At 64.1% G+C, this 23,425-nt stretch carries 20 protein-coding genes; 12 read left to right on the top strand and 8 right to left on the bottom strand.

Annotated elements, in window-relative coordinates; translation table 11 throughout:
• Positions 1–34: 34 nt before the first annotated feature.
• Both ACEWPL_RS04175 and ACEWPL_RS04180 read right to left on the bottom strand, forming a co-directional pair.
• Positions 35–346, bottom strand: a complete 312-nt coding sequence (locus tag ACEWPL_RS04175; protein ID WP_393933523.1) for a carboxymuconolactone decarboxylase family protein — start codon at positions 344–346, stop codon at positions 35–37.
• Between the two features lie 11 nt (positions 347–357).
• Positions 358–1,056 (bottom strand): cyclic nucleotide-binding domain-containing protein, encoded by a 699-nt coding sequence (locus tag ACEWPL_RS04180; RefSeq protein WP_393933525.1) that lies wholly within the window; start codon positions 1,054–1,056, stop codon positions 358–360.
• Positions 1,057–1,303: 247 nt separating this feature from the next.
• Between ACEWPL_RS04180 and ACEWPL_RS04185 the strand changes: the two genes are divergently transcribed.
• From ACEWPL_RS04185 to ACEWPL_RS04230, 10 genes are all read left to right on the top strand, one after another.
• The gene (locus ACEWPL_RS04185) at positions 1,304–4,027 is read left to right on the top strand and encodes a nitrate/nitrite transporter (RefSeq protein ID WP_393933527.1); all 2,724 of its coding nucleotides are present in this window, start codon (positions 1,304–1,306) and stop codon (positions 4,025–4,027) included.
• A 64-nt stretch (positions 4,028–4,091) separates the two neighbouring features.
• Positions 4,092–7,850 (top strand): nitrate reductase subunit alpha, encoded by a 3,759-nt coding sequence (locus tag ACEWPL_RS04190; RefSeq protein ID WP_393933529.1) that lies wholly within the window; start codon positions 4,092–4,094, stop codon positions 7,848–7,850.
• Positions 7,847–9,373, top strand: a complete 1,527-nt coding sequence (gene narH, locus ACEWPL_RS04195) for a nitrate reductase subunit beta (protein WP_393933531.1) — start codon at positions 7,847–7,849, stop codon at positions 9,371–9,373. The genes ACEWPL_RS04190 and narH overlap by 4 nt, the downstream gene beginning before the upstream one ends.
• Positions 9,374–9,375: 2 nt before the next feature.
• Positions 9,376–10,095 (top strand): nitrate reductase molybdenum cofactor assembly chaperone, encoded by a 720-nt coding sequence (gene narJ, locus ACEWPL_RS04200; protein ID WP_393934174.1) that lies wholly within the window; start codon positions 9,376–9,378, stop codon positions 10,093–10,095.
• 11 nt (positions 10,096–10,106) lie between these two features.
• Complete coding sequence (gene narI / locus ACEWPL_RS04205) at positions 10,107–10,883, top strand: respiratory nitrate reductase subunit gamma (protein WP_393933533.1); 777 nt, start codon at positions 10,107–10,109, stop codon at positions 10,881–10,883.
• 5 nt (positions 10,884–10,888) lie between these two features.
• A complete protein-coding gene (locus ACEWPL_RS04210; protein WP_393933535.1) occupies positions 10,889–11,683 on the top strand; it encodes a peptidylprolyl isomerase in 795 nt (264 codons plus the stop codon).
• A 20-nt stretch (positions 11,684–11,703) separates the two neighbouring features.
• Positions 11,704–12,273, top strand: coding sequence for a hemerythrin domain-containing protein (locus ACEWPL_RS04215; RefSeq protein ID WP_393933537.1), 570 nt, complete (start codon positions 11,704–11,706; stop codon positions 12,271–12,273).
• Positions 12,263–12,880 carry a carbonic anhydrase gene (locus tag ACEWPL_RS04220; RefSeq protein ID WP_393933539.1) on the top strand — a complete coding sequence of 206 codons (618 nt, stop codon included), beginning with the start codon at positions 12,263–12,265 and terminating at the stop codon, positions 12,878–12,880. The genes ACEWPL_RS04215 and ACEWPL_RS04220 overlap by 11 nt, the downstream gene beginning before the upstream one ends.
• Positions 12,877–14,157: a molybdopterin molybdotransferase MoeA gene (locus ACEWPL_RS04225; RefSeq protein WP_393933541.1), complete on the top strand. Its 1,281-nt coding sequence runs from the start codon at positions 12,877–12,879 to the stop codon at positions 14,155–14,157. The genes ACEWPL_RS04220 and ACEWPL_RS04225 overlap by 4 nt, the downstream gene beginning before the upstream one ends.
• Before the next feature lie 11 nt (positions 14,158–14,168).
• A complete protein-coding gene (locus tag ACEWPL_RS04230; protein WP_393933543.1) occupies positions 14,169–14,684 on the top strand; it encodes a DUF2478 domain-containing protein in 516 nt (171 codons plus the stop codon).
• Between the two features lie 33 nt (positions 14,685–14,717).
• Here ACEWPL_RS04230 and ACEWPL_RS04235 read toward each other — a convergent pair whose 3' ends face one another.
• From ACEWPL_RS04235 to ACEWPL_RS04255, 5 genes are all read right to left on the bottom strand, one after another.
• Positions 14,718–15,308 (bottom strand): rhodanese-like domain-containing protein, encoded by a 591-nt coding sequence (locus ACEWPL_RS04235; RefSeq protein ID WP_393933545.1) that lies wholly within the window; start codon positions 15,306–15,308, stop codon positions 14,718–14,720.
• Between the two features lie 77 nt (positions 15,309–15,385).
• Positions 15,386–16,924 (bottom strand): ATP-dependent DNA helicase, encoded by a 1,539-nt coding sequence (locus ACEWPL_RS04240; protein ID WP_393933547.1) that lies wholly within the window; start codon positions 16,922–16,924, stop codon positions 15,386–15,388.
• Between the two features lie 73 nt (positions 16,925–16,997).
• Positions 16,998–18,437: a phosphomannomutase/phosphoglucomutase gene (locus ACEWPL_RS04245; RefSeq protein WP_393934175.1), complete on the bottom strand. Its 1,440-nt coding sequence runs from the start codon at positions 18,435–18,437 to the stop codon at positions 16,998–17,000.
• Between the two features lie 142 nt (positions 18,438–18,579).
• Positions 18,580–20,223, bottom strand: a complete 1,644-nt coding sequence (locus ACEWPL_RS04250) for a KpsE/RkpR family capsule polysaccharide export protein (RefSeq protein WP_393933549.1) — start codon at positions 20,221–20,223, stop codon at positions 18,580–18,582.
• Positions 20,201–20,860 carry an ABC transporter ATP-binding protein gene (locus tag ACEWPL_RS04255; RefSeq protein ID WP_393933551.1) on the bottom strand — a complete coding sequence of 220 codons (660 nt, stop codon included), beginning with the start codon at positions 20,858–20,860 and terminating at the stop codon, positions 20,201–20,203. Before ACEWPL_RS04255 ends, ACEWPL_RS04250 begins: the two co-directional genes overlap by 23 nt.
• A gap of 253 nt (positions 20,861–21,113) precedes the next feature.
• Between ACEWPL_RS04255 and ACEWPL_RS04260 the strand changes: the two genes are divergently transcribed.
• Together ACEWPL_RS04260 and ACEWPL_RS04265 are read left to right on the top strand one after the other, a co-directional pair.
• The gene (locus ACEWPL_RS04260; RefSeq protein WP_393933553.1) at positions 21,114–21,704 is read left to right on the top strand and encodes a uracil-DNA glycosylase family protein; all 591 of its coding nucleotides are present in this window, start codon (positions 21,114–21,116) and stop codon (positions 21,702–21,704) included.
• Positions 21,697–22,482 carry an SseB family protein gene (locus tag ACEWPL_RS04265; protein WP_393933555.1) on the top strand — a complete coding sequence of 262 codons (786 nt, stop codon included), beginning with the start codon at positions 21,697–21,699 and terminating at the stop codon, positions 22,480–22,482. Before ACEWPL_RS04260 ends, ACEWPL_RS04265 begins: the two co-directional genes overlap by 8 nt.
• A gap of 4 nt (positions 22,483–22,486) precedes the next feature.
• Here ACEWPL_RS04265 and ACEWPL_RS04270 read toward each other — a convergent pair whose 3' ends face one another.
• Positions 22,487–23,422 (bottom strand): 2-hydroxyacid dehydrogenase, encoded by a 936-nt coding sequence (locus tag ACEWPL_RS04270; RefSeq protein ID WP_393933556.1) that lies wholly within the window; start codon positions 23,420–23,422, stop codon positions 22,487–22,489.
• Positions 23,423–23,425 lie beyond the last annotated feature (3 nt).

A 23,425-nucleotide genomic window follows, 5' to 3' on the forward strand; every position in this document is an offset into this window, starting at 1 on the left:
GGTGCATCCGCCCTTCACGGGGATTAACGCGACATCACTCGGTCACATCCTCGATCCACGTTTTCGAGGCCACCGCGCGCGGCAATCCCAGCGGGCCGATGGCGAGCATCGCAACCTGCATCAAGGCCGCGGCCTCAATCCCCTCGTCCTTCGCGCGGCGGGTATGCGAATGCACGGCACCCTCCGATCCGGCCCCGACGGCAAGCGCCAATTTGACGAGCCGTCTTTCGCGGGCTGTCAGCGGACCGCAGTCGGCGGTTGCCTTGCCGAGGGCGGAATAGGCTTTCCAGATATCGGGATGCTTTTCAGCGAGGTCGCCGGCGGCGCCGGGCATGGATTTGGTCATATGTCGCTCCTTCAGGTTGATGAATCGTCGATAAGGGGGTTGGGCTTGGCGAAACTCTCCAGATCCGCCTGATCGCCTATCGTGATCTGCGTGCCGTTCACGGTGACGCCGTAGGGCTGGAGGCCCTTGAAGGCACGGCTGAGGTTTTCGGGCGTCATGCCCAGAACCGAGGCAAGCCGGCGCTTTTCGAATTCGAGTCTGAACGTTGTGTCGCCGTCAACGCGTCTTTGCTGGCGCAGCAGGTAGTTTGCCAGACGCTCAAGCGAGGTTCTGAGCTTGAGATCCTTCTGCGCCTTGATGACCGAGCGATAGCATTGGGCAAGCTCCGTCACGATCGAGCGCGCAAAACTACTGTCGAGATCGAAAATCGCCCGCACGTTCTGGCTGGGAATGAGCGCGATCCGGCTTTTCTCCAGCGTTCGGGCCGACATGAGGTAGGCCGCGTCATTGATCGTCGCGGCAAGGATGAAGGTCGAGACGGGCCGCACGGTGGCCATGCTGGTCTCTCGGCCGTTCCACTCGGAAAAGAGATCCACCGACCCTGACAGCACGATATGCAGAAAGTCGCTCGGCTCGCCCTCGACGATCAGATCAACCTGCGCGGGAAAGGTCTGGACATAGGCGACGCGCATGAGCGAGGCAAAATGCTCCTCCGTCATTTGCGAAAAAGTGTCGAGTTTTCGAATATCGCGGAACTCCGAATCGGGCATGTCGTTCTCTCCGCTTCTGTTTGGGGTGCGAATTTTGGCTTGATAAATATCAAACTATGAATTGACGTGTGCGGCTCTGGAATTGATACATCACCTCCGCCGCACTGACAAATTTCTTTAAGTAATTTATTTCGCTGCGCTTTTCCCTGTTTAATGATCTAGATCAATTCGGCTTTGCGATCGATGCCGCAGGTCTGACGCCAATCTCCTCCTTCGGGGGAGCGTCACTCTTGCCGGAGACCCAGCCATGCAAACCGAAGCCACAGCCTCCCGCGCGGATCAAACCCGCGCCTTGAGCTTGAGCACGATCGCGTTCACCGCCTGTTTCGCGGTCTGGACGATCTTTTCAATTATTGGTGTCGCTATCAAGTCAGAGTTGGGCTTGACCGAAGCGCAGTTCGGCCTCCTGGTTGCAACGCCGATCCTGACTGGCTCCGTCACCCGCCTCTTCTTGGGTGTGTGGACCGAGAAATACGGAGGGCGGCTGGTTTTCGCAGCGCAGATGCTGCTAACGGCGCTGGCCACCTGGGCGCTGACACTGGCGGACACCTATGTCATGTACCTCGTTGCAGCACTTGGCATCGGCCTTGCTGGCGGCTCGTTCATCATCGGCGTGGCCTATGTCAGCCGCTGGTATGATGCAGGCCATCAAGGGACGGCGCTGGGCATCTTCGGCGCGGGCAACGTCGGTGCGGCGGTGACCAAGTTCGTCGCCCCCTTCGTTATGGTCGCCTATGGCTGGCACGGTGTGGCCTATGTCTGGGCGGCAGGTCTGGCCGTCATCGGCGTCTTGTTCTTCCTTTTCGCCAAGGACGACCCCGAGCTGGTCGAGCGCCGCAAGACCGGCACCAAGGCGCCCTCGCTGGCCGAGCAGTTCGCCCCGCTGAAGAACCTGCAGGTCTGGCGTTTCTCGCTCTACTACTTCTTCGTCTTCGGCGCCTTTGTCGCGCTGGCGCTCTGGATGCCCCACTACCTGATCGACGTCTATGGCGTCGACGTGAAGACGGCGGGCATGGCGGCGGCCTCGTTCAGCCTTTCGGCCTCGCTTTTCCGGGCCTATGGCGGCCATCTGAGCGACAAGTTCGGCGCGCGTCAGGTCATGTACTGGACCTTCGGATTTGCGATGGTTCTGCTGTTCATGCTGTCCTATCCACCCACCGATTACGTCATCCAGGGCAAGTCAGGCGCGATTGCCTTCTCGACCTCGATGGGATTCTGGCCGTTCATCGCCGTCCTTTTCGCGCTGGGCTTCTTCATGAGCCTCGGCAAGGCGGCGGTGTTCAAGCACATCCCGGTCTATTACCCCAAGCATGTCGGCGCAGTCGGCGGCCTGGTGGGCATGATCGGCGGTCTTGGCGGCTTCATCCTGCCGATCATCTTCGGCGCCGCGCTTGACCTGACCGGCATCTACACCTCATGCTTCGCGATCCTCTTTGCCATCGTCGCCGTTTCGCTGACATGGATGCACCTGTCGATCCGCAAGATGGAGCGCGCGGCCCATGGCGAGGCGCTGGACAAGCTGCCGGCGCTGCCCGAGATGCAGGAAATCCATAACCCCGAAACAACGGCCATGCCGCGCGTTCTGGAAGACTGGCGGCCCGAGGATGACACGTTCTGGGCCGACAAGGGACGCGCCGTGGCGCGGCGCAACCTCTGGATCTCGATCCCCGCGCTGCTTCTGGCATTCTCGGTCTGGATGGTGTGGTCCATGGTCGTGGCCAAGCTGCCCGCGATCGGGTTCAATTTCTCGACCGGACAGCTTTTCTGGCTGGCGGCCCTGCCGGGCCTCTCGGGCGCGACCTTGCGCATCTTCTACAGCTTCATGGTCCCGATCTTCGGCGGCCGGCTCTGGACCACGCTGTCGACGGCGTCACTGCTGCTGCCGGCGATGGGTATCGGCTATGCGGTGCAGAACCCCGATACGCCCTACCTGATCTTCCTGACGCTGGCGCTGCTCTGCGGCTTCGGTGGCGGCAACTTTGCCTCGTCCATGGCCAATATCGCCTATTTCTTCCCCAAGGCGGAAAAGGGTAACGCCCTGGCCCTCAACGCAGGTCTTGGCAATCTGGGCGTGTCGGTCATGCAGTTCCTCGTGCCGATCGTCATCACCGCCGGTGTCTTCGGTGCGATGGGCGGCGAGCCTGTGCAACTGACCGATGGTGGCCAGCTCTGGCTGCAGAACGCGGGCTTTGTCTGGGTGCCCTTCATCATGCTTGCCACGGCCGCGGCCTGGCTGGGAATGAACGACATCGCCGATGCCAAGGCCAGCTTCCGCGAGCAGGCCATCATCTTCAGCCGCAAGCAGAACTGGCTGATGTGCATCCTCTATACCGGCACCTTCGGCAGCTTCATCGGCTACTCGGCTGGCTTCCCGCTGCTGACGCGGATCGCCTTCCCCGATGTGAACGCGCTGCAATACGTGTTCCTCGGGCCGCTTGTCGGGGCGCTCAGTCGCGCTGCGACGGGCTGGGTCTCGGACAAGTGGGGCGGCGGGCGCGTGACCTTCTGGGTCTTCGGCGGGATGATCGTCGCGGTCTTCGGTGTCATCGCCTCGCTGGGTGCGGGCAGCTTCCTGGGCTTCTTCGTGGCCTTCATGGCGCTGTTCTTCCTGACCGGCGTGGGCAATGCGTCCACCTTCCAGATGATCCCGGCGATCATGGGCAAGGAAATCCGCCGCCTGATGCCGCATCTGGATGCCGCCGCAAGCCGCAAGCAGGGCGAGCGGGAAAGTGCCGCGATCATCGCCTTCACCAGCGCGATCGCCGCCTACGGCGCCTTCTTCATCCCGAAGGCCTACGGCACCTCGATCGCGATGACCGGCTCGCCAGTCGGCGCGCTCTGGGGCTTCCTGATCTTCTACGTGGTCTGCCTCGTGATCACCTGGGCCGTCTATACGCGCCCCGGTGGCCTGCTGCACGACATCGAAAAAGGCCGTGGCGCGGCGGGATCCGCCGCCCAGCCCGCACAATGACATCTTTGACTTCGCGGGCGGCGCAGGTCGCCGCCCCCGGCATCAACATCGAAAGGACAGCAAGATGAGCCATCTGCTCGACAGACTGAACTTCTTCCAGAGCAAGGAACTGGAGCAATTCTCGGATGGCTGGGGCCAGACCACCAGCGAGAGCCGCGACTGGGAGGATACCTACCGGAACCGCTGGCGGCACGACAAGGTCGTCCGCTCGACCCACGGGGTGAACTGCACCGGGTCCTGCTCGTGGAAGATTTACGTCAAATCCGGCATCGTCACTTGGGAGACGCAGCAGACTGACTATCCGCGCACCCGCGCCGGCCTGCCCAATCACGAGCCGCGCGGCTGCGCGCGGGGCGCCTCCTACAGCTGGTATCTCTACTCGGCCAACCGCGTGAAGAACCCGCTGATCCGCGGCAGCCTGATGCGCGCCTGGCGCAAGATGCGCGAGACGATGACGCCCGTGGCGGCTTGGGCGGCGATCCAGAACGATCCCAAGCTGCGCGAGTCGTACGTCAAGACGCGCGGCAAGGGCGGTTTTGTCCGCGCCACATGGGATGAGGCGACCGAGATCGTCGGCGCGGCGAACGCCCACACCGCCAAGGTCCACGGTCCTGACCGGGTCTTCGGCTTTTCGCCGATCCCGGCGATGTCGATGGTCAGCTATGCCGCAGGATCGCGCTATCTCAGCCTTTTGGGCGGCACCTGCATGTCCTTCTATGACTGGTATTGCGACCTGCCGCCGGCCTCGCCGCAGACCTGGGGCGAGCAGACCGACGTGCCGGAATCGGCGGATTGGTACAATGCGGGCTTCTTGATGCTCTGGGGCTCGAACGTGCCGCAGACCCGCACGCCGGATGCGCATTTCTATACCGAGGTCCGCTATCGCGGCACCAAATCCGCCGTGGTCAGCCCGGACTATTCCGAGGCCGCCAAGTTCGGTGATATCTGGCTGAACCCGCAGGCGGGCACCGATGCCGCGCTGGCTATAGCCATGGGCCATGTCATCCTGCGCGAGTATCACCTTGACCGGCAGGCCGAGTATTTCGAGGACTACGCCCGCAAATACACCGACATGCCGATGCTTGTCCGTCTCGACGAAAAGGACGGGCGCCTTGTCCCCGGCCGGATGCTGCGTGCCGACGATTTCGACGACAAGCTGGGCGAGGCCAACAATCCCGATTGGAAAACCGTCGCCTATGACACGGCCACCGGCAAGATCGTGGCACCCAACGGCTCCATCGGATTCCGCTGGGGCGAAGAGGGCAAATGGAACCTCGAGCAGCAGGCCAAGGGCGCCGAGGCACAACTGCGCCTGAGCCAGATCCTCGAAGAGGATCACGATGAGGTGGTCGGGGTCGATTTCCCCTATTTCGGCGGCGCCGCAACCGGCGATTTCGTCAAATGCGATCACCCCGAGGTGCTGACCCGCAACATCCCCGCGCAGCGCGTCACGCTGGCCGATGGCACCGAGGCGCTGGTCGCGACCGTCTTTGACCTCTTCTGCGCCAATTACGGTCTCGATCGGGGGCTGGGCGGTGACTGGGTGTCCAAGGACTTCAACGACGACAGCCCCTATACCCCCGCCTGGGCGGAAAAGATCACCGGTGTCGAGCGCGAGAAGATCATCGCGGTGGCCCGCGAGTTCGCATCCAACGCCGAAAAGACCGAAGGCAAATCGATGGTCATCCTCGGGGCCGGTGTGAACCACTGGTATCACATGGACATGAACTATCGGGGCATCATCAACATGCTGGTGATGTGCGGCTGCATCGGCAAGGAGGGCGGCGGCTGGTCGCATTACGTGGGCCAGGAAAAGCTGCGCCCGCAGACCGGTTGGCAGCCTCTGGCCTTCGCGCTGGACTGGAACCGCCCGCCGCGGCACATGAACTCGACCTCCGCTTGGTATGCCCACACCGATCAGTGGCGCTACGAGACGCTGCGCGCGGGCGAGATCCTGTCGCCCACCGCGCCCAAAGGCGATTGGGACATCAGCCTGATCGACTACAACATCCGGGCCGAGCGCATGGGCTGGCTGCCCTCTGCGCCGCAGCTGAAAACCAACCCGCTGGAGGTGTCGAAAGCGGCCAAGAAAGCTGGCAAGGAGATCAAGGACTACGTTGCCGAGCAACTTAAATCCGGTGATCTGCAGATGTCCTGCGAAGACCCGGACGCGCCGGAAAACTGGCCGCGCAACCTCTTTGTCTGGCGCTCGAACCTCTTGGGCTCGTCCGGCAAGGGGCATGAGTATTTCCTCAAGCATCTCTTGGGCACCGATCACGGCGTGATGGGCAAGGACTTGGGTGAGGAAGGCGGCCAGATGCCGAAGGAGGCCGTCTGGCATGACGAGGCGCCGAAGGGCAAGCTTGACCTTCTGGTGACCATCGACTTCCGCATGTCGACGACTTGCGTCTATTCAGACATCGTGCTGCCGACGGCCAGCTGGTATGAAAAGGACGATCTGAACACGTCCGACATGCACCCGTTCATCCACCCGCTGCAGGCGGCGGTGGACCCGGCCTATGAAAGCCGCTCGGACTGGGAGATCTTCAAGACGATCGCCAGGAAATTCAGCGAGGTGGCGCCCGAGGTGCTGGGCGTCGAGACGGATATTGTCCAGCTACCGCTGCTGCACGACACGCCCGGCGAACTGGCGCAGGCCCATGTGAAGGATTGGAAAAAGGGCGAGTGCGAGCTGATCCCCGGCAAGACCGCGCCGAATTACATCGCGGTAGAGCGGGATTATCCCAACCTCTACAAGAAGTTCACGTCGGTCGGCCCCCTGCTGGAGAAGCTGGGCAATGGCGGCAAGGGCATCACCTGGGATACCAAGGTCGAGGTCGGGCATCTGCGCGATCTGAACGGCGAGGTTCTGGACGAGGGCGTGTCGAAAGGCCAGCCCAAGCTGAACACCGCCATCGACGCGGCCGAGATGATCCTGATGCTGGCACCCGAGACCAATGGCGAAGTGGCGGTGAAGGCCTGGGAAGAGCTGGAGAAACCCACCGGCCGTCACCACGCACATCTGGCCGAAGGCGCGCATCACACCAAGATCCGGTTCCGCGATATCGCGGCCCAGCCACGCAAGATCATCTCGTCGCCCACATGGTCGGGCATTGAGAGCGAGGAGGTCTGCTATAACGCGGGCTATACCAACGTTCACGAGCTGATCCCATGGCGGACCCTGACGGGCCGGCAGCAACTCTATCAGGATCACCTTTGGATGCGGGCCTTTGGCGAGGGTTTCGTCAGCTATCGCCCGCCGGTGGACCTCAAGACCATCACCAAGGCCGTCAACAACGACGCGGCCGAGGGCAGCCCGCACGTCGTGCTGAACTTCATCACGCCCCACCAGAAATGGGGTATCCACAGCACCTATACCGACAACCTCTTGATGCTGACGCTGAACAGGGGCGGGCCGGTGGTCTGGATGTCCGAGGTGGACGCGCAGAAGGCCGGGCTGGTCGATAACGACTGGATTGAGGCCTATAACATCAACGGCGCGCTGACCGCGCGGGTGGTGGTGAGCCAGCGGATCAAGCAAGGCACGCTGTTCATGTATCACGCGCAGGAAAAGATCGTGAATACGCCCGGCTCTGAGAAGACCGGCAATCGCGGCGGCATCCACAACTCGGTCACGCGCACCACGCTGAAACCCACGCATATGATCGGCGGCTATGCGCAGCTGTCCTACGGCTTCAACTACTACGGAACCGTGGGCAGCAACCGCGACGAATTCGTGATCGTGCGCAAGATGAAGAAGATCGACTGGCTGGATACCCCCGCAGCCCAGTCCTCAACCGATAAAGTGGAGGCAGCAGAATGAGAGTTCGCGCACAAATCGGCAAGGTTCTGAACCTCGACAAATGCATCGGGTGCCACACCTGCTCAGTCACCTGCAAGAACGTGTGGACGAGCCGCGACGGCGTGGAATACGCCTGGTTCAACAACGTCGAGAGCAAACCCGGCACCGGCTATCCGACCGACTGGGAAAACCAGGCGCGCTGGAATGGCGGCTGGTCCCGCTCGGCCAGCGGTAAGCTGCACCCCAAGCAGGGCAGCAAGTGGCGGATCCTGGCGAATATCTTTGCCAACCCGTCCATGCCCGAGATCGACGACTATTACGAGCCGTTCGATTTCGACTATGACCATCTGAAATCCGCGCCCGACATGAATGCCTTTCCCAGCGCGCGCCCCCGATCCAGGATCACCGGCGAACGGATGGAAAAGATCGAGAAGGGCCCGAACTGGGAGGAGATCCTGGGCGGCGAATTCTCCAAGCGCTCGCAGGATTACAACTTCGAGAACGTGCAGAAGGAGATCTATGGAGAGTATGAAAATACCTTCATGATGTACCTGCCGCGCCTCTGCGAGCATTGCCTCAACCCCACCTGTTCCGCATCCTGCCCGTCGGGCGCGATCTACAAGCGCGAAGAGGACGGCATCGTCCTGATCGACCAGGAGAAATGCCGGGGCTGGCGGATGTGCATCTCGGGCTGCCCCTACAAGAAGGTCTATTACAACTGGGAAACCGGCAAATCCGAGAAATGCACCTTCTGCTATCCGCGCATCGAATCCGGCCAGCCCACGGTCTGCTCGGAAACCTGCGTCGGCCGTATCCGCTATCTGGGGGTCATCCTCTATGACGCGGACAAGATCGAGGCAGCGGCCAGTGCCGAGCGCGAGACGGATCTTTACGGCGCACAGCTTGACGTCTTCCTTGATCCGAACGATCCCGAAGTGATCGCCGCAGCGCGCCGCGACGGTGTGCCGGACGACTGGATCGAGGCGGCCAAGGTCAGCCCCGTCTGGAAGATGGCGATGGACTGGAAGGTCGCCTTCCCGCTGCATCCCGAATACCGGACGCTGCCGATGGTGTGGTATATCCCGCCGCTTTCGCCGATCCAGAATGCGGCGCAGGCCGGCCAGATCGCGATGAGCGACCAGATGCCCGACGTGCGCAGCCTGCGCATTCCGGTCAAATACCTCGCCAACATGCTGACCGCAGGCGACGAGGAGCCGATCGTGCACGCGCTGGAGCGGATGTCGGCCATGCGTCTCTACATGCGGGCGCTCAGCGTTGACGGCGTGCGCGACGAGGCGATTGCCGCCCGCGTCGGCATGTCGGGCCGCGTGATCGAGGACATGTACAAGATCATGGCCATCGCCGATTACGAGGATCGTTTCGCGATCCCCACGGCACACCGCGAACAGAACGAGGCGGGCGCCGATATTCGCGGCGGCTGCGGATTCACCGATGGCAATGGCTGCTCTTCCGGCAGCGCCGGCAAGACCACCTTGTTCGGCGGCAAGAAGAAATCCTTTGCCCTACCTACGGAGACATTCTGATGATGGACCGCACACTCAAGGCGCTGTCGCTGATCCTCAGCTATCCGACAGCCGAACATCAGGGCGCCATGCCCGAGATCGCGGGCGTTCTGGCCTCTGATCCCCGCCTCGGGTCTGCCGTGCAGGCAGAGCTTGACGCGCTGGCACGCCGATTGGCGCAGGGCGATCTTTTTGATCTGCAAGAGGGCTACGTCATGCTCTTTGACCGGTCGCGCACCCTGTCGCTAAACCTCTTCGAGCATGTTCACGGCGAAAGCCGTGACCGGGGCGGCGCGATGGTCAGCCTGCTCGAGACCTATCGCGAAAGCGGTTTTGAGCCCGCGACGACGGAGTTGCCGGATCACCTGCCCGTGCTCCTGGAATTCCTCGCCTCGCGGCCTTCGGCCGAGGCGCAGGAGATCCTGGCGGATGCCGCCCATATCCTCGACGCGCTCAGCACCCGGCTGGCCCGCCGCGAAAGCGGGTATGGAGCGGTGTTCGCTGCGCTCTTGCAGCTTTCGGGCGAGCAGGCCGATGCTGAGGCGGTGGCCGACATGCTGGCACAGCCCGACGACGATCCAAGCGATCTGGAAGCCCTCGATGCCGTCTGGGAGGAAACCGAAGTCACTTTCGGCCCCGATCCCAACGGCGGCTGCCCGCAGGTCCGTGACATGCTGGCATCGATGGACAGACCGACCACCCCCGCACCCGGTGCCTCGCGGCACCCGCATGCAGCCGAATAGGAGCGCAGATCATGTTTGGCAATTTCGATATCAATTTCCTGATCTTCGGCATCCTTCCCTATGCCGTGCTGGCCGTGGCGCTGATCGGCACCATCGCAAGGTATGAGCGCGACCCGTTCACGTGGAAGACCTCGTCGAGCCAGCTTTTGCGCCGCAAGCAGCTCATATGGGGGTCCATCCTGTTCCACGCGGGCATCATCGTGCTGTTCTTCGGCCACCTGATCGGGCTCTTCACCCCGGTCTGGGTGCTGGATGCGCTGATGATCCCCTATGCGGCCAAGCAGTGGCTGGCGGTGATCCTTGGCGGCGTGGCTGGGCTTTCAACTTTCGTCGGGGCCACGATGCTGCTGCATCGGCGCCTGTTCGACACGCGGATCCGGGTCAATTCCAGCTTTGCTGATATTGGCATCCTGGTGCTGCTCTGGCTTCAGGTCGTGGTGGGGCTGGGAACCATCATCATCACGCTCGAGCATATGGACGGCGTGGAAATGGTGCGCTTCATGACCTGGTCGCAAAGCGTCATGAGCCTTGAGCTGAACGCATGGACCGAAGTGATCAATGTCCATTGGCTCTTCAAGCTGCATATCTTCCTCGGCATGGTGATCCTGGTCCTGTTTCCATTCACCCGGCTGGTGCATATGCTGTCGGTGCCGATCCGCTACGTGACGCTGCGCCCGGGTTATCAGATGGTCCGCTCGCGTCGTCGCCGCCCTCTTGAGGAATCCCGCCGCGACTATGACGCCCGTCAGGCCAAGCGCGGCCCCTCGACCACCACCCCGGCGGAGTGACTGCGATGAACGTGGCCCTTTTTCCCGACGTCGTCGTCAACGGCGAAACCATTCCCTCGGCGGCAATCGCCGCCGAGGCCCAGAACCACGCGGCCCCCAAGGACAAGCCGGGCATCGCCTGGCGCAAGGCCGCGCAGGCCCTCGCCATCCGGGCGCTGCTCTTGCAAGAGGCGCAGCGCCGCGCGCTGGAGGCCGACCCCGAGGAATTGGCGCCGGGTCGGGTCGAGACCGAAGACGAGGCCCGCATCCGCGCCCTGCTGGACGAGGCGCTGGCCATCGACCCCGTGACCGAGGATGCAGTGCGCGCCGAGTGGGCCAAGGACCCCTCGCGCTACCGTTCCGCCCCGCTTTGGGATGTCTCGCATATCCTGTGTGCCTGCGATCCGCGCGACGAGGCCGCGCGCGACATGGCCGAGGCCCGCGCCAAAGTCATGCTGAAGCGGCTGGATGGCGACGCCAAGGCTTTTGCCCAGGCCGCGCGCGAGAGCGATTGCGACTCCAAGGCCTCCGGCGGGCAACTGGGCCAACTTGGCCCCGGCGACACGGTGCCCGAATTCGAGGCCGCGCTGCGCACCCTCGATGAGGGCGGCCTGACGCCCGCGCCGGTCCTGTCGCGCCACGGCTGGCACATCATACGCCTGAACGCCACGGCGCCGGGTCAGGTCCTTCCCTATGAGACGGTGCGGCCCAAGATCGCGCAGGCGCTTGAAAAAGCGGCCTGGGCGCGCGCCTCGAGAGAGTTCATCGAGGGGCTTGCAGAGGGGGCGGACATCAAGGGCGCCAGCCTCGCGCCGATCTGACCCGCGCGAAAGGGCATTCCATGAAACAGTCAGAGCCGATGCGGCGCCAGGGCGGTTTGTCACCGGCAGACCAGGCGCTGCTGCGCAGGCCGCTCGATTTCATCAGTGAAGATCACCTGCGCGAGCGGCAAATCTGCGCGGTGATTGACGAGCTTGCCGGAAGCGCGCGCGTTGACAGGCGGGCCGCCCTGACCGTGCTGCGCTTCGTCAACGAAGAGCTGAACATGCATATGCGCGACGAGGCTGAGGACCTCTTTCCCATCCTCTCGCGGCGCTGCAAGTCGGAGGATGAGATCGAGAAGACGATCTCTCGCATCCGGCATGATCTGGACGCGGCCACGCGCCTGCTTCCCAAGGTCCGGGCCACGCTCTGCCGATGCCTTGATACCGGGACTGATCTGGCGCCCAAGGATCGCGAGACGCTCTCGCAATTCGCGAGCCATGTGCGCGATCACCTCGTGGCCGAGAACGCGATCCTTCTGCCGATTGCCCGCGCGCGCCTGACGCCGGCCGATCTGAGGAAACTGTCGCAGCATATGCGTCAGCGGCGGGGGCTGCTTGGCGGTGCGGAGGATATTGATGCTGAATGACATTCTGTTGCGCAACCGCGACTGGGCGGCGCGGCGTCACGCCGAGGAGCCTGACTATTTCACCCGCCTCGCGGCCCAGCAGGCGCCCGAGTTCTTCTGGATCGGCTGCTCGGACAGCCGGGTGCCGGCAAACGTAGTCGCGGGGCTGGATCCGGGCGAGGTCTTCGTGCATCGCAATGTGGCCAATATCGTGCATTCCTCGGACATGAACCTGCTGTCGGCCCTCGAGTTCGCCGTCGATGCCCTGCGCGTGAGCGAGATCATCGTCTGCGGCCATTACGGCTGTGGCGGCGTCAGGGCCGCGACCGAGGATCTGCCCCACGGCTTGGCCGATCACTGGCTGGAGCCGATCCGCCGCCTCGCGCGCAGCTATGCGGTCGATCTGGGCCGAGAGCCCGATCTGGAGGCGCGGCGCGACAGGCTGGCCGAGCTGAACGTGGTCGAGGGTGTCCGGCGCGTCTGCGAATCCCCGATCCTGCAACGAGCATGGGGCCGCCGCGCCAATATCCGCGTGCACGGCCTGATCTACGGATTGAAGGACGGGCGCCTGCGCGATCTCGATTGCAGCACCGGGCCGGGCCATTTCAACCAGGAGACCGCAGAATGACCATCCACAAGGCGATCCTACCAACCGGGTGTGGCTGCGACGGACATGACATGCGCCGCCCCCTGATCAGCATCGACGAGGCGCTCAGCCGAATTGCCGCGCATGTCGCGCCGGTGGCGGGAACCGAGGCTGTTCCGCTGAGCGGGGCCGCGGGCCGCATCCTGGCGCAGCCGGTCCGGTCGCACGCGATGGTGCCCGCGTTCGACAATGCGGCGATGGATGGCTACGCGGTCATGCAATCTGCCCTGACCGGGGGCGGGCCTTGGGCGCTGCAGGTGGTCGCGCGTGTGCCGGCGGGGCAGGCGGCGACCGGAAACATCACCGGTGGATCGGCCGCCCGCATCTTTACCGGGGCCCCGATCCCCGACGGCGCGGACGCGGTCGTGATGCAGGAGGAGGTGACGCGCGACGCGGATGTCATTCATCTGCAGCGTCGCCCCGTGCCCGGCATGAATATCCGCCGCGCCGGAAGCGACATGGCCGCCGGCGCGACCGTCCTGAACCACGGTGCCCGTCTTGGCCCACGGGAAATTGCCGCCTGTGCGGCGGCGGGCGCCAGCACGGTTCATGTTCGCCAGCGGCTGCGCGTCGCGCTTCTGGTCACGGGCGACGAGGTACGCTCGGTCGGCGGGGCGCGCGGCGCGGCGCAGATATGGGACGTCAATACGCCCATGCTGAGTGCCGCGCTGAGCGCTGCGCATCTGGACCCCGTGGCCATCACGCATGGCGCCGACAGCCGCGCGGCCCTCGCGCGGCAGCTTGGCGATCTGGCGGGGCAGGCCGATCTGGTCATTACGACGGGCGGCATTTCCGTGGGCGAAGAGGATCACGTCAAGCCCGCCCTTGCCGATTTGGGCTCAAGCACGGTGTTCAGCGGTGTTGCGATCAAGCCCGGCAAGCCGGTCTCGTTTGGGCGGATCGGATCGGCCTTTTGGCTTGGCTTGCCGGGCAATCCCCTCTCGGCCTTTGTCACATGGCAGGTGTTTGGTGCAGCGCTGATTCGGGGCCTGACGGGCGAGACCGGTCATGACGCGTCCCGGCGCCACGTCGTGACCGGAGCCGCAATTCACCGCAAGCCCGGCCGCTGCGAGCTGCGCCCTGCCACCCTTGCCGGGTTCGATGCCCAGGGCCGCGAGACTGTTGACTTTGACGATGCGACCCATTCGGGGCGCGTCGGCCTCTTGCCGCAGGCGGACGGGCTGATATTCCTGCCTTCCGAGGCTGACCACCTGCCCGCCGGGGCGCTTGTCGAATTTCAACCCTTCTGCCAGATCTGAGGAGCAGGATCATGATGCTAGCCTACACGATGGCGCCGGGACGCGGTGATACGGACCTGATCCTCGAGCGATTGGCCAATGACCTCGCCGCGCAGGGCGTGCGGTGCTGCGGCACCGTCCAAATCAACACCGAGCGCTGTTATTCAGGTCCTTGCGATATGGATATACGGGTCTTGCCGGATGGCCCCATCCTGCGCATCAGTCAGGATCTTGGCCCCTCGGCGCGCGGATGCCGCCTGGACCCCGCCGCGCTGGAAACGGCGGTGGGGCTGGTCGGGGCGCGGCTGTCATCCGGGGCTGATCTGCTGATCATCAACAAGTTTGGCAAGCAAGAGGCCGACGGCCGCGGCTTTCGCGAGGTGATCGCGCAGGCGGTCGAACTGGACGTGCCCGTTCTTGTCGGCCTCAATGAGCTTAACCGCGCGGGGTTCGAGGCCTTCGCCGCGGGGATGGCCGTCCAGCTTCCTCCCGAGGGGGCGGCGCTGAGCGCATGGGCGCGAACCGCGACTGCGGCCGAGATTGCCTGACCTCAGCCGTGTCGCTCGCCCGCTGATCCGCGTTCAGTCGCTGCCGGTCACCGTCAGCCCCAACAGCCGCCAGGTCTGCATCCCGCCGCGGTAGTAGAAGATGCGGTCGGCGGGATACCCTTCCTCGATCATGTTGCGGATCGCGGTGGGCGACTGGCCGCACCACAGCCCGTTGCAGAAGAGGGCGACGGGCTTGGCCTCCTGACAGTCCCAGCCATCGAAATCCGGCTCGCAGCCCAGCCGTGCCAACTCGTCCACGATGTAGGTGTAGGGGATGTTGATTGCGCCGGGGATCGTTCCGCCGTCAAACCAGTCACGGGTGCGGCTATCGACCACGACAGCCTCAGGGTCCTGCAGCAGCTCCAGGAGTTCCAGCTCGCCAATTGTCTCTACGCCCTCGGCCGCGCTTTGCGGCTGAATGCAGAATTCAGGGCAGGGACGCGAGGTCAGCGCCCATTCGCCGCTGATTTCATGCGCGGTATCCTGAATGCGCTCGATCGTGACGGGGCCGGTATCGGTCTGCACGGTAACCGACGGCATGGACTTCGTTATGCCCACCGGGCTTTGCGCCGCCGCGGCGCCTCCGGCCAAACTCATGGCAATGGCTAAAAAGACGACTCTCATGACTCTATCCTCCCAGATGATCGGTCCTGTTCGGAGTCTAAACGCGTTTGGCGCCGTGATCAAAACGCGTGTCAGTGTCAGTCGCCTGCATCCGCTTCCAGCGTCAGGGGAACCGGCTTGGTGCGCAGATCGTCGATGCGCAGCGCGTGCTCGGGCTTGGACAGGCGATTGCGGACCACCCAGTGCAGACGCTCTTCGGCGCGGGTGATGGCCACATAGGCAAGACGCTTCCACAGGGGCTGGCCCGCCTCGCTGCGGCCCATCCGGGCGGCGGCATAGAGGTCAGGGGCAAAGACCTGCACGTCCTTCCACTGGCTGCCCTGCGCCTTGTGGATCGTGACCGCCGCGCCGTGCAGGAAGGTCGCGCCCATATTGGCGGCGAAGGGAATGAACGGCTCTTCCTCGTCCGGCTTCTCGATCTTGACGATGCTGGCGGCGCTCAGCTGCGGATCCTCGGCGCCTATGACATGGAGGCGCGAGAAACCGGGGCGGCGGCCCGGCCCGAGGTAAATCACCTGCGCGCCCTTGATCAGGCCGCGCGCCTCCAGATCGAGGCGCTTCTTGCGGTGCTTGAGCGGCAGTTCGATCCCGTCGCAGATGAGGGGCTCGCCTTCAAGCAGCGCGTCGAGCGGTGCGTCATGGACATTTCGGAAGGCATTGATCAGGCGGATGCGCGTGGCGTTGCGCCAGACCAAAACCGGGCTGCGCGCCATCAGGTCGACCTCGACGCGCTGCGCCCATTGCACACGGTCGTCGCGCTTGGCAGCCTCCTTGATCATCCGCTCGAAATCGTGGAACTCGAGCGCGGGGTCGGCCAGTGCGTGGGCCAGATCGAGAATGGGATTGTCGGCATCTTGCCGGTGGATGCGGTGCAGTTCCAGTTTGGACTTTTCCGGTAGCGCCTCAAACACCATGCCGCCGGTGCTGTTGACGGGCGCCAGCTGCGCGGGGTCGCCAAACAGCAGCAGCGTGGGGAAAATCTCTTTGAGGTCGTCCATCTGGCGCGTGTCCAGCATCGACGCCTCGTCGATGAAGCCGATATCCAACGGCTCCTCGCGGCGCTTCCAGCCAGTGATGAAGTCGCTGCCCTTGAGGCCCGCGGCGGCCAGCGCGCCGGGGATCGACTTGTTGGTCTGATAGAAGGCAAAGGCGCGGTCCAGCGCGGTCTCGGACATCTCCTCGACTTCGGGGCGCTCGCCATTGCCAGCCAGCCATTCGGCGATCTTTTCGTATTCCGGGTCGTAGACGGGCGTATAGAGAATGCGGTGGATCGTCGTCGCGGGCACGCCGCGCATCCGCAGCACGGAGGCCGCCTTGTTCGTGGGGGCAAGGATAGCCAGCGTGCGGCGGTCCTTGCGTTTCTTGCCCTCGTAATCGCCCGAAACGATATCGACGCCCGCCTCCTCCAGCGCATGATAGAGCGCGGCCAGAAGCAGCGTCTTGCCCGATCCGGCCTTGCCGATCACGGCCATCACGCTGTCCTTGCCCTCACGCGGGGGCGTGGTGGTGCCGTTGTCCAGGTCGACACCGGCAGCGCGCAGCGCCTCGGCGATGCGGTCATGCGCCTCGGCCTGGTCGGCGGAATAGGTGACGGTGGTCTGGGGCAATTCTGTCATGCGCGCGACCCTATAGCGGCGGCGCGGCAGGGGCCAGCGAAAGGGGCGCCGGATGGACGCCCCTCATGCCGTTTCAGATCGTCTGGTCATACTCCCCGACCGACGGCTCGGTGCGGATGACGGCGTCGATATCGGCGAAAATGGCGCGCATCTCGGCCTCGCTCTCGCTGCTTTCGCAGACGACCACCAGATTGGGCGTGTTGGACGAGGCGCGCACAAGGCCCCAGCTTCCGTTATCCAGGATGACCCGCGCGCCGTTCACCGTGACGACCTGCGCGATCTTGCGCCCGGCCAGCGGCATCCCCGCCTCATGATGTGCGACCAGTTTCGCAACCAGGCGATCCAGCACGTCGTATTTTTCCAGATCGCTGCAATAGGGCGACATGGTGGGCGTCGACCATGTGACGGGCAGGGCGCGGCGCAGGTTGGCCATGGACTTATCCGCATTGCGGTCCATCAGCTTGCAGATCTCGACCGCAACGCGCAGGCCGCAATCGTACCCGCGCCCGACAGGCTCGGCGAGGAAGTAATGGCCCGATTTCTCGAACCCGGCGAGCGCGCCAATTTCCTTGACGCGGCGCTTCATGTGGCTGTGGCCAGTCTTCCAGTAATCCGCCTTGGCGCCATGGGCCAGGAGTTCGGGGTCCGAGGCGAAAAGCCCGGTGGATTTCACGTCCGCCACAAAGGTGCTGCCCGGATAAAGCCGTGCAAAATCGCGGGCCATGATGACGCCCATCTTGTCGGCGAAAATCTCTTCGCCCTCGTTGTCCACGACGCCGCAGCGATCGCCATCCCCATCGAACCCCAGCGCGAAATCGGCGCCGGAGGCACGCACCGTATCGGCCATGTCGTGCAGCATCTCCATCGCCTCGGGGTTCGGGTTGTAGTGGGGGAATGTGTAGTCGAGCTCGTTATGCGACGGCACGACCTCGACCCCCATGCGCGCGAAGATCTCGGGCGCAAAGGCCGACGCGGTGCCGTTGCCCGTGGCGCAGACCACCTTGAGCGGGCGTGTCATGCGGAAATCGCCGACGAGGTCATCAAGATAGGCCTCGCGCACGCCCTCCACGAACTCGTAGCTGCCTCCGGGGCGCGCCTTTCCGCGCCCTTCCAGTACGATGGATTTCAATTCGGACATCTCATCGGGGCCGTGGGTGAGGGGCCGCTCAAAGCCCATTTTAACGCCCGTCCAGCCATTCGGGTTGTGCGAGGCCGTCACCATCGCGACGGCGGGCGCATCCAGATGGAACTGCGCGAAATAGGCCATCGGACTCAGCGCCGGGCCGATATCCAGCACCTTGATTCCGGCCTGCATCAGACCCAGCATCAGCGCGTTCTTGATGCCGAGCGAATAGTCGCGATAGTCGTTGCCGACGGCGATCACAGGCTCGATCCCGCGCGCGATCATCTGGGTGCCAAGGCCAAGGCCCAGGGCGGTGATGCCGGGCAGGTTGATTTCCTCGGGATATTTCCAGCGGGCATCGTATTCACGAAAGCCCGTGGGCGTGATCATGGCATCGCGCAGGAATTCCCACGTGTTCGGCGTGACGGTCTGGGCGGGCGTTTTCACGGGTGCGATACTCTCTTTGGCTTGGGCGCATGCGCGGCGGGGTTGCGCGATGCGTCAGATGACAGAAGCGCGCGACAATTTCAAATCAGGATGACACCTGTTCACGCAGGATCGACGCCGTCAGCGAGATCATCAGGTAGATGCCCGCAAAGACCAGGAATGCCAGGATCGTGTTCTCGAAGGCGCGCGGATATGAGGCATCCTGCGACGCGACGGGCCGCACGCTGACGGTGAGGTAGCGCACCTGCTTGTTGGCCTCGCTCGCGCTCATCCGCTGCGCTTCCAGCGCACCTTGCAGCACCATGTCGGCGGTCAGCAGATCGGCCTGCGCCATCTGGATGTCGGCTGTCTGCGAGGCGAGCGACGCGTTCTCTTCGGTCGCGTCGGTCAGGCGGGCGCGCTGCTTGTTCAATTCGGTTTGCAAGACCTTGATCTCGCTGGTCAGCGCCTCGACACGCGCCTCGTTGGGGCGCGCATTATTCAACTGCGTGTTCAGTGCCAGCTGTTTTTCCTGCAGCTGCAATTCGACATTGCCAATCAGCTGGCGAATATTGGCGATCTCGCCCTCGGGGTCGAGGACGGTGCCTTCCTGCATCGCGACCAGCTGGCGCTGCGCCTCGCGGCGGTCCTCCTTGGCCTGCTCGAGGCTCTCGGTCGAGGACTCGAGCGCGTCCTCGCGTTTGCGCTTGGACAGATCGTCGACACGCTCTTCGGCATAGGCGATCAGCTTCTCCGAGAACTCGGCGCTGACCTCGGGATCGGCGGTAGAGACCTCCATGCGCAGCACGCCTTCGGTCGGATCGTAGCCGATCTTCATGTATTTCTTGTAGAGCTTGTAGGCCTCTTCATTGCTCGCATCGGCGTCGAGCCGCTGAATGGGGTCGATCCAAGGCTGGCTGAAATGCTCGCGAAAGCCGACATCGCGATCGAGGCGCAGCATCGCGTCCTTGGACAGAAGGTAGGATTGCGTCGCGATGGCATCCTGCCCCGTGGCGAACTGGCTGGGCAGTTTGAACCCGCCCATACTACCGCCCCCGCCGCCGTCATTCGACAGGATCAGAAATTCGGACTTGGTCGAATACATGGGCGTCGCGACGCCGTAATAGTAATAACCCGCCAACAGGGTCGGCAGGAACACGAAGGCGGCCAGCCGCGTGAAAAGTAGCAGCAGCTTGCGCCGGCGCCGCTTGCCGATATCGCGCTGGATCCGGCTGATTTCCTCGCTGCGCCGCTCGGCAGGACTGAGGTGTGTCGAGGGCAGTGTTGTCTGATGCGGCATCGTCTGGGGCAGCTGAACGCGCTGCGCCTCGACCTCGCGGGTCTTGGCGGGCACCAGATCGCCGATATCGCCCTCATTCTGATCATTGGCTACCAGCTCCAGGATGCTGGAGCGCTGGAAGGGGTCGATCCCCCGCTCGCGCAGAAGGCGCACGGCATCGAAATCCGAGGTCGGGGCAAGGCCGTGCTTTTGTGCAACGCGCCGCGCCATGCGCAGCTGCCGGCCGGTCAGACCCTCGCGGCGGATCTCGTCTATGCTGGTGGCGCTGCCCATCTCGCGCGCGCTGGAGACCTCGCCCGAGCGGGGCGCATCCTCGGGCGCCGAGTGACCGGAGGCCACATCGTCATGCGGCGCCTCGGACGATTGCCCGGATGCATCGTGTGCCCCGCCCTCCTCGGAGAGGGGCGTGCGTCGGATGCGGAATTTTCTAGCCTTGGGTTTCGTAGTCATAAAGCTGCTTGGCCTCTTCCAAGGTGTCGAACATATGTAGCTGGCCGCCCATCAGGACGGCCGCGGATGCTGCGAATTTCTCCAGCACGGCGGGCTGGTGCGACACGATTACGACGGTGGTAGTCGCCAGCCGCTCGCGCAGTATCTCGCCCGCTTTCTTGTTGAACTCGACATCGGTCGAACTGGGCATGCCTTCGTCGATCAGGTAGATGTCAAAGTCCAGCGCCAGCATCAGGGCAAAGCTGAAACGCGATTTCATCCCGGCGCTGTAAGTGCCCAGCGGTTGGTCGAAATATTCGCCCAGATTGCACATCCAGCGGCAGAACGCCTCGACATAATCGGGATCGAGGCCATAGAGCCGCGCGATATAGCGGCTGTTCTCCATCGCGGAAATCTTGGAGATCACCCCGCCCATGAACCCCAAGGGGAAGCTGATGCGGCAGCCACGGCGGATCTCGCCCTCGTCAGGCTTCTCAAGGCCGGCCATCATATTGATCACGGTCGTCTTGCCGGTGCCGTTCGGCGCCAGAATACCCATGGAACGGCCCAATTCGACGCGAAAGCTGACCTTTTCCAGGATCACCTTGCGCTGGCTGCCGGTCCAGAAGGACTTGCTGACATTGTCGAACTCGAGCATGGAGGCTCCGAAAAACTGCTAGGGTCGCCCTCTTGTAATGGGGCTGTGCCGGGAAAGGCCGGTTCGACCCTATCCCGATTTGCGTCTTGGCTATCGGTTTATACAGGTATTCAAGGCAGAATTATGCCCAAACGGTAAAAATGTCCTCTTCGGAATAAGCTTTTTATGCGCGATTGGAAACAATTCGGTGCAGCCACGCGGCAATCTGGCGCGGCTGGTGGATTTTGGGCCCGCGCCATATTATTTGCGGGCGATGAGCGCACTTGTCAGCCAGATCGCCAGATGCCGCCTCTGCGCCGAGCGCTTTGCCGCGACGGCCACGCGCCATGCCCCGCGTCCCGTGCCGTGGTTCGACCCCGGCGCGCGCATGCTGATCGCGGGGCAGGCGCCGGGGGCACGGGTGCATGCCTCGGGCGTGCCCTTCGATGACGCGTCGGGCGACCGGCTGCGCGAGTGGCTGGGGCTGAACCGGGATGTCTTCTATGACCGTTCCCGCGTGGCGATCGTCCCGATGGCGTTCTGCTTTCCGGGCTATGACGCGCGCGGCTCTGATCTGCCGCCGCCGCCCATTTGCCGCGAGACGTGGCACGATACGGTGATGGAGGCGCTGGCGCCGATCCGGCTGCGGGTGGTGGTCGGCGCCCATGCGCAGCACTATCATCTGGGCACGCGCGGCAGCGTTACGCAGACGGTAGCCGATTGGCGCGCCCGCGCGCCCGGGACATTCGCGTTGCCTCACCCGTCATGGCGCAATACGGGGTGGCTCAGGAAAAATCCGTGGTTCGAGGACGAGGTTCTGCCCGCCCTGCGCGCCCGTGTAGCAGAGGTGATGACAGATGACTGAGACCGCACTGGACCGCGCCCATGCCGCGATGGAGGCGGCGCCCGAGGGGGGCGCCCCGCGCCTTGCCTTCTACCACTGCCTCGCCGACACGCAGCTGTTCGTCCTGCTGACCGAAGAGCCGGAGGGTGATCACGTCACCCCGCAGACCTTCGATCTGGAGGGCACCGGCTATGCGCTGGCCTTCGATACCGAGGAGCGACTGGCCGGGTTTGCCGGGGGCGCTGCGCCCTATGCGATGCTGCCGGGGCGCACACTGGCCAAGATGTTGTCGGATGCCGGGGCGGGGCTGGGCCTCAACCTCGATGCCGGGCCCTCGTCCATCCTCTTGCCGCCTGAGGCGCTGGGCTGGCTGGCCGAGACGCTGGGGCAGGGCGGCGGCGCCGAGGCGAACGCGCGTCCCGAAGCCGTCACCGCGCCCGAAGGTGTGCCGCAGGCCTTGCTGAGCGCGCTGGATGCCAAACTGGCCCGCGCCGAGGGGCTGGCCAGCCATGCCTGCCTTGCCGGTGCGCGTTATGCAGGTGGCGCCACGGGCCATGTGCTGATGTTCATTGGCGCAGCACCGGGCGCCGAGGGCGCGCTGACGCGGGCGGTTTCCGAGGCGCTGACATTTTCGGGGATCGAGGCGGGCGCGCTGGATGTCGGCTTTGCCACAGCCGAAAGCGCGTTGGCGGTGCGGCTGGAAAAGGTCGGCCTGCGCTTCGATCTGCCCCGCGCCTCTGCGCCGCTGGAACGGTCCGCTCCGGGGTCCGACCCGTCACGCCCACCCCGGCTGAAATAGCGGCCTAGTAGCCCAGTTTCGGGTCCACCAGATGCAAGAACGGTTCGCCCGCCTCGCCGCGCCGGACATTCTCGGCGATGACTTGGCTGGCCGTTTCGTCCCGCGTTTCGGAGGCGATATGCGGCGTCACGGTGACCGACGGATGCGCCCAGTAGGGATGCTCGGGCGGCAGCGGCTCCACCCGGAATACGTCTAGCGTGGCATGAGAGACACGCCCCGCATCCAGCGCCTCCAGCAGGGCCTGATCGTCGATCAGCGGGCCGCGTCCCGGATTGATGATGACCGCCCCGCGCGGCAATAGCGCAAGGCGCTGCTCGTTCAGCAGGTTTTCCGTCTCGGGCGTTTTCGGCAGAAGCAGGACAAGGATCTCGGCGGTGCTGAGCGCCTTGCGCAGGCCGCCCTCGCCATCAAGGCATCGGATGCCGTCGATGTTTTTTGGCGAACGGCTCCACCCGGTGACGTCAAAGCCCAGGTAAGCCAACGCATCGGCGCAGGCGCGCCCCAGCTCGCCAAGGCCCAGAATGGTGACACCGCGCTGCTCGGCCAGCGGGGGGATGTCCTTGCGCCACTCGCCGTCCTGCCCAAGGATATGCGTGTCCATGCCCAGGTGATGGCGCAGCACATGGCCCGTCACCCACTCGACCATTCCGCGCGTGAGGCCATGATCGACCATTCGGGCCAATGGCATGTGCAGCGTCGGGTTGCCGATGATATTCTCGACCCCGGCCCAGAGGTTCAGCGCCGCCTTGCAGTTGGTGTAGGGCGTGAAATCCTGCACCGGCCCGTTCGGGGCGACGACGATGTAATCCACCAACTCGGGCGCGATGTCGCGCGACAGGTTGAAATCGGTGATGCCTGCATCCGCCAGCGCCTTGCGCAGCGGTCCCTCATATTGTGGCCAGCGTTCTTCCCGCGCGGCAAAGAGGATCTGGATGGTCATGTG

The sequence above is a fragment of the Roseovarius roseus genome (assembly GCF_043355935.2).
GTDB classification, from domain to species: domain Bacteria; phylum Pseudomonadota; class Alphaproteobacteria; order Rhodobacterales; family Rhodobacteraceae; genus Roseovarius; species Roseovarius roseus.

Bases quoted from the DNA above. Each gene is read 5' to 3' on its own strand.
- ACEWPL_RS04175 (WP_393933523.1), bottom strand. From the start codon at position 346: ATGACCAAATCCATGCCCGGCGCCGCCGGCGACCTCGCTGAAAAGCAT.
- ACEWPL_RS04265 (WP_393933555.1), top strand. From the start codon at position 21,697: ATGACTGAGACCGCACTGGACCGCGCCCATGCCGCGATGGAGGCGGCG.
- ACEWPL_RS04180 (WP_393933525.1), bottom strand. From the start codon at position 1,056: ATGCCCGATTCGGAGTTCCGCGATATTCGAAAACTCGACACTTTTTCG.
- ACEWPL_RS04210 (WP_393933535.1), top strand. From the start codon at position 10,889: ATGAACGTGGCCCTTTTTCCCGACGTCGTCGTCAACGGCGAAACCATT.
- ACEWPL_RS04235 (WP_393933545.1), bottom strand. From the start codon at position 15,308: ATGAGAGTCGTCTTTTTAGCCATTGCCATGAGTTTGGCCGGAGGCGCC.
- ACEWPL_RS04190 (WP_393933529.1), top strand. From the start codon at position 4,092: ATGAGCCATCTGCTCGACAGACTGAACTTCTTCCAGAGCAAGGAACTG.
- ACEWPL_RS04240 (WP_393933547.1), bottom strand. From the start codon at position 16,924: ATGACAGAATTGCCCCAGACCACCGTCACCTATTCCGCCGACCAGGCC.
- ACEWPL_RS04255 (WP_393933551.1), bottom strand. From the start codon at position 20,860: ATGCTCGAGTTCGACAATGTCAGCAAGTCCTTCTGGACCGGCAGCCAG.
- ACEWPL_RS04225 (WP_393933541.1), top strand. From the start codon at position 12,877: ATGACCATCCACAAGGCGATCCTACCAACCGGGTGTGGCTGCGACGGA.
- ACEWPL_RS04230 (WP_393933543.1), top strand. From the start codon at position 14,169: ATGATGCTAGCCTACACGATGGCGCCGGGACGCGGTGATACGGACCTG.
- narJ (WP_393934174.1), top strand. From the start codon at position 9,376: ATGGACCGCACACTCAAGGCGCTGTCGCTGATCCTCAGCTATCCGACA.
- narI (WP_393933533.1), top strand. From the start codon at position 10,107: ATGTTTGGCAATTTCGATATCAATTTCCTGATCTTCGGCATCCTTCCC.
- narH (WP_393933531.1), top strand. From the start codon at position 7,847: ATGAGAGTTCGCGCACAAATCGGCAAGGTTCTGAACCTCGACAAATGC.
- ACEWPL_RS04245 (WP_393934175.1), bottom strand. From the start codon at position 18,437: ATGATCACGCCCACGGGCTTTCGTGAATACGATGCCCGCTGGAAATAT.
- ACEWPL_RS04220 (WP_393933539.1), top strand. From the start codon at position 12,263: ATGCTGAATGACATTCTGTTGCGCAACCGCGACTGGGCGGCGCGGCGT.
- ACEWPL_RS04185 (WP_393933527.1), top strand. From the start codon at position 1,304: ATGCAAACCGAAGCCACAGCCTCCCGCGCGGATCAAACCCGCGCCTTG.
- ACEWPL_RS04270 (WP_393933556.1), bottom strand. From the start codon at position 23,422: ATGACCATCCAGATCCTCTTTGCCGCGCGGGAAGAACGCTGGCCACAA.
- ACEWPL_RS04215 (WP_393933537.1), top strand. From the start codon at position 11,704: ATGAAACAGTCAGAGCCGATGCGGCGCCAGGGCGGTTTGTCACCGGCA.
- ACEWPL_RS04260 (WP_393933553.1), top strand. From the start codon at position 21,114: ATGAGCGCACTTGTCAGCCAGATCGCCAGATGCCGCCTCTGCGCCGAG.
- ACEWPL_RS04250 (WP_393933549.1), bottom strand. From the start codon at position 20,223: ATGACTACGAAACCCAAGGCTAGAAAATTCCGCATCCGACGCACGCCC.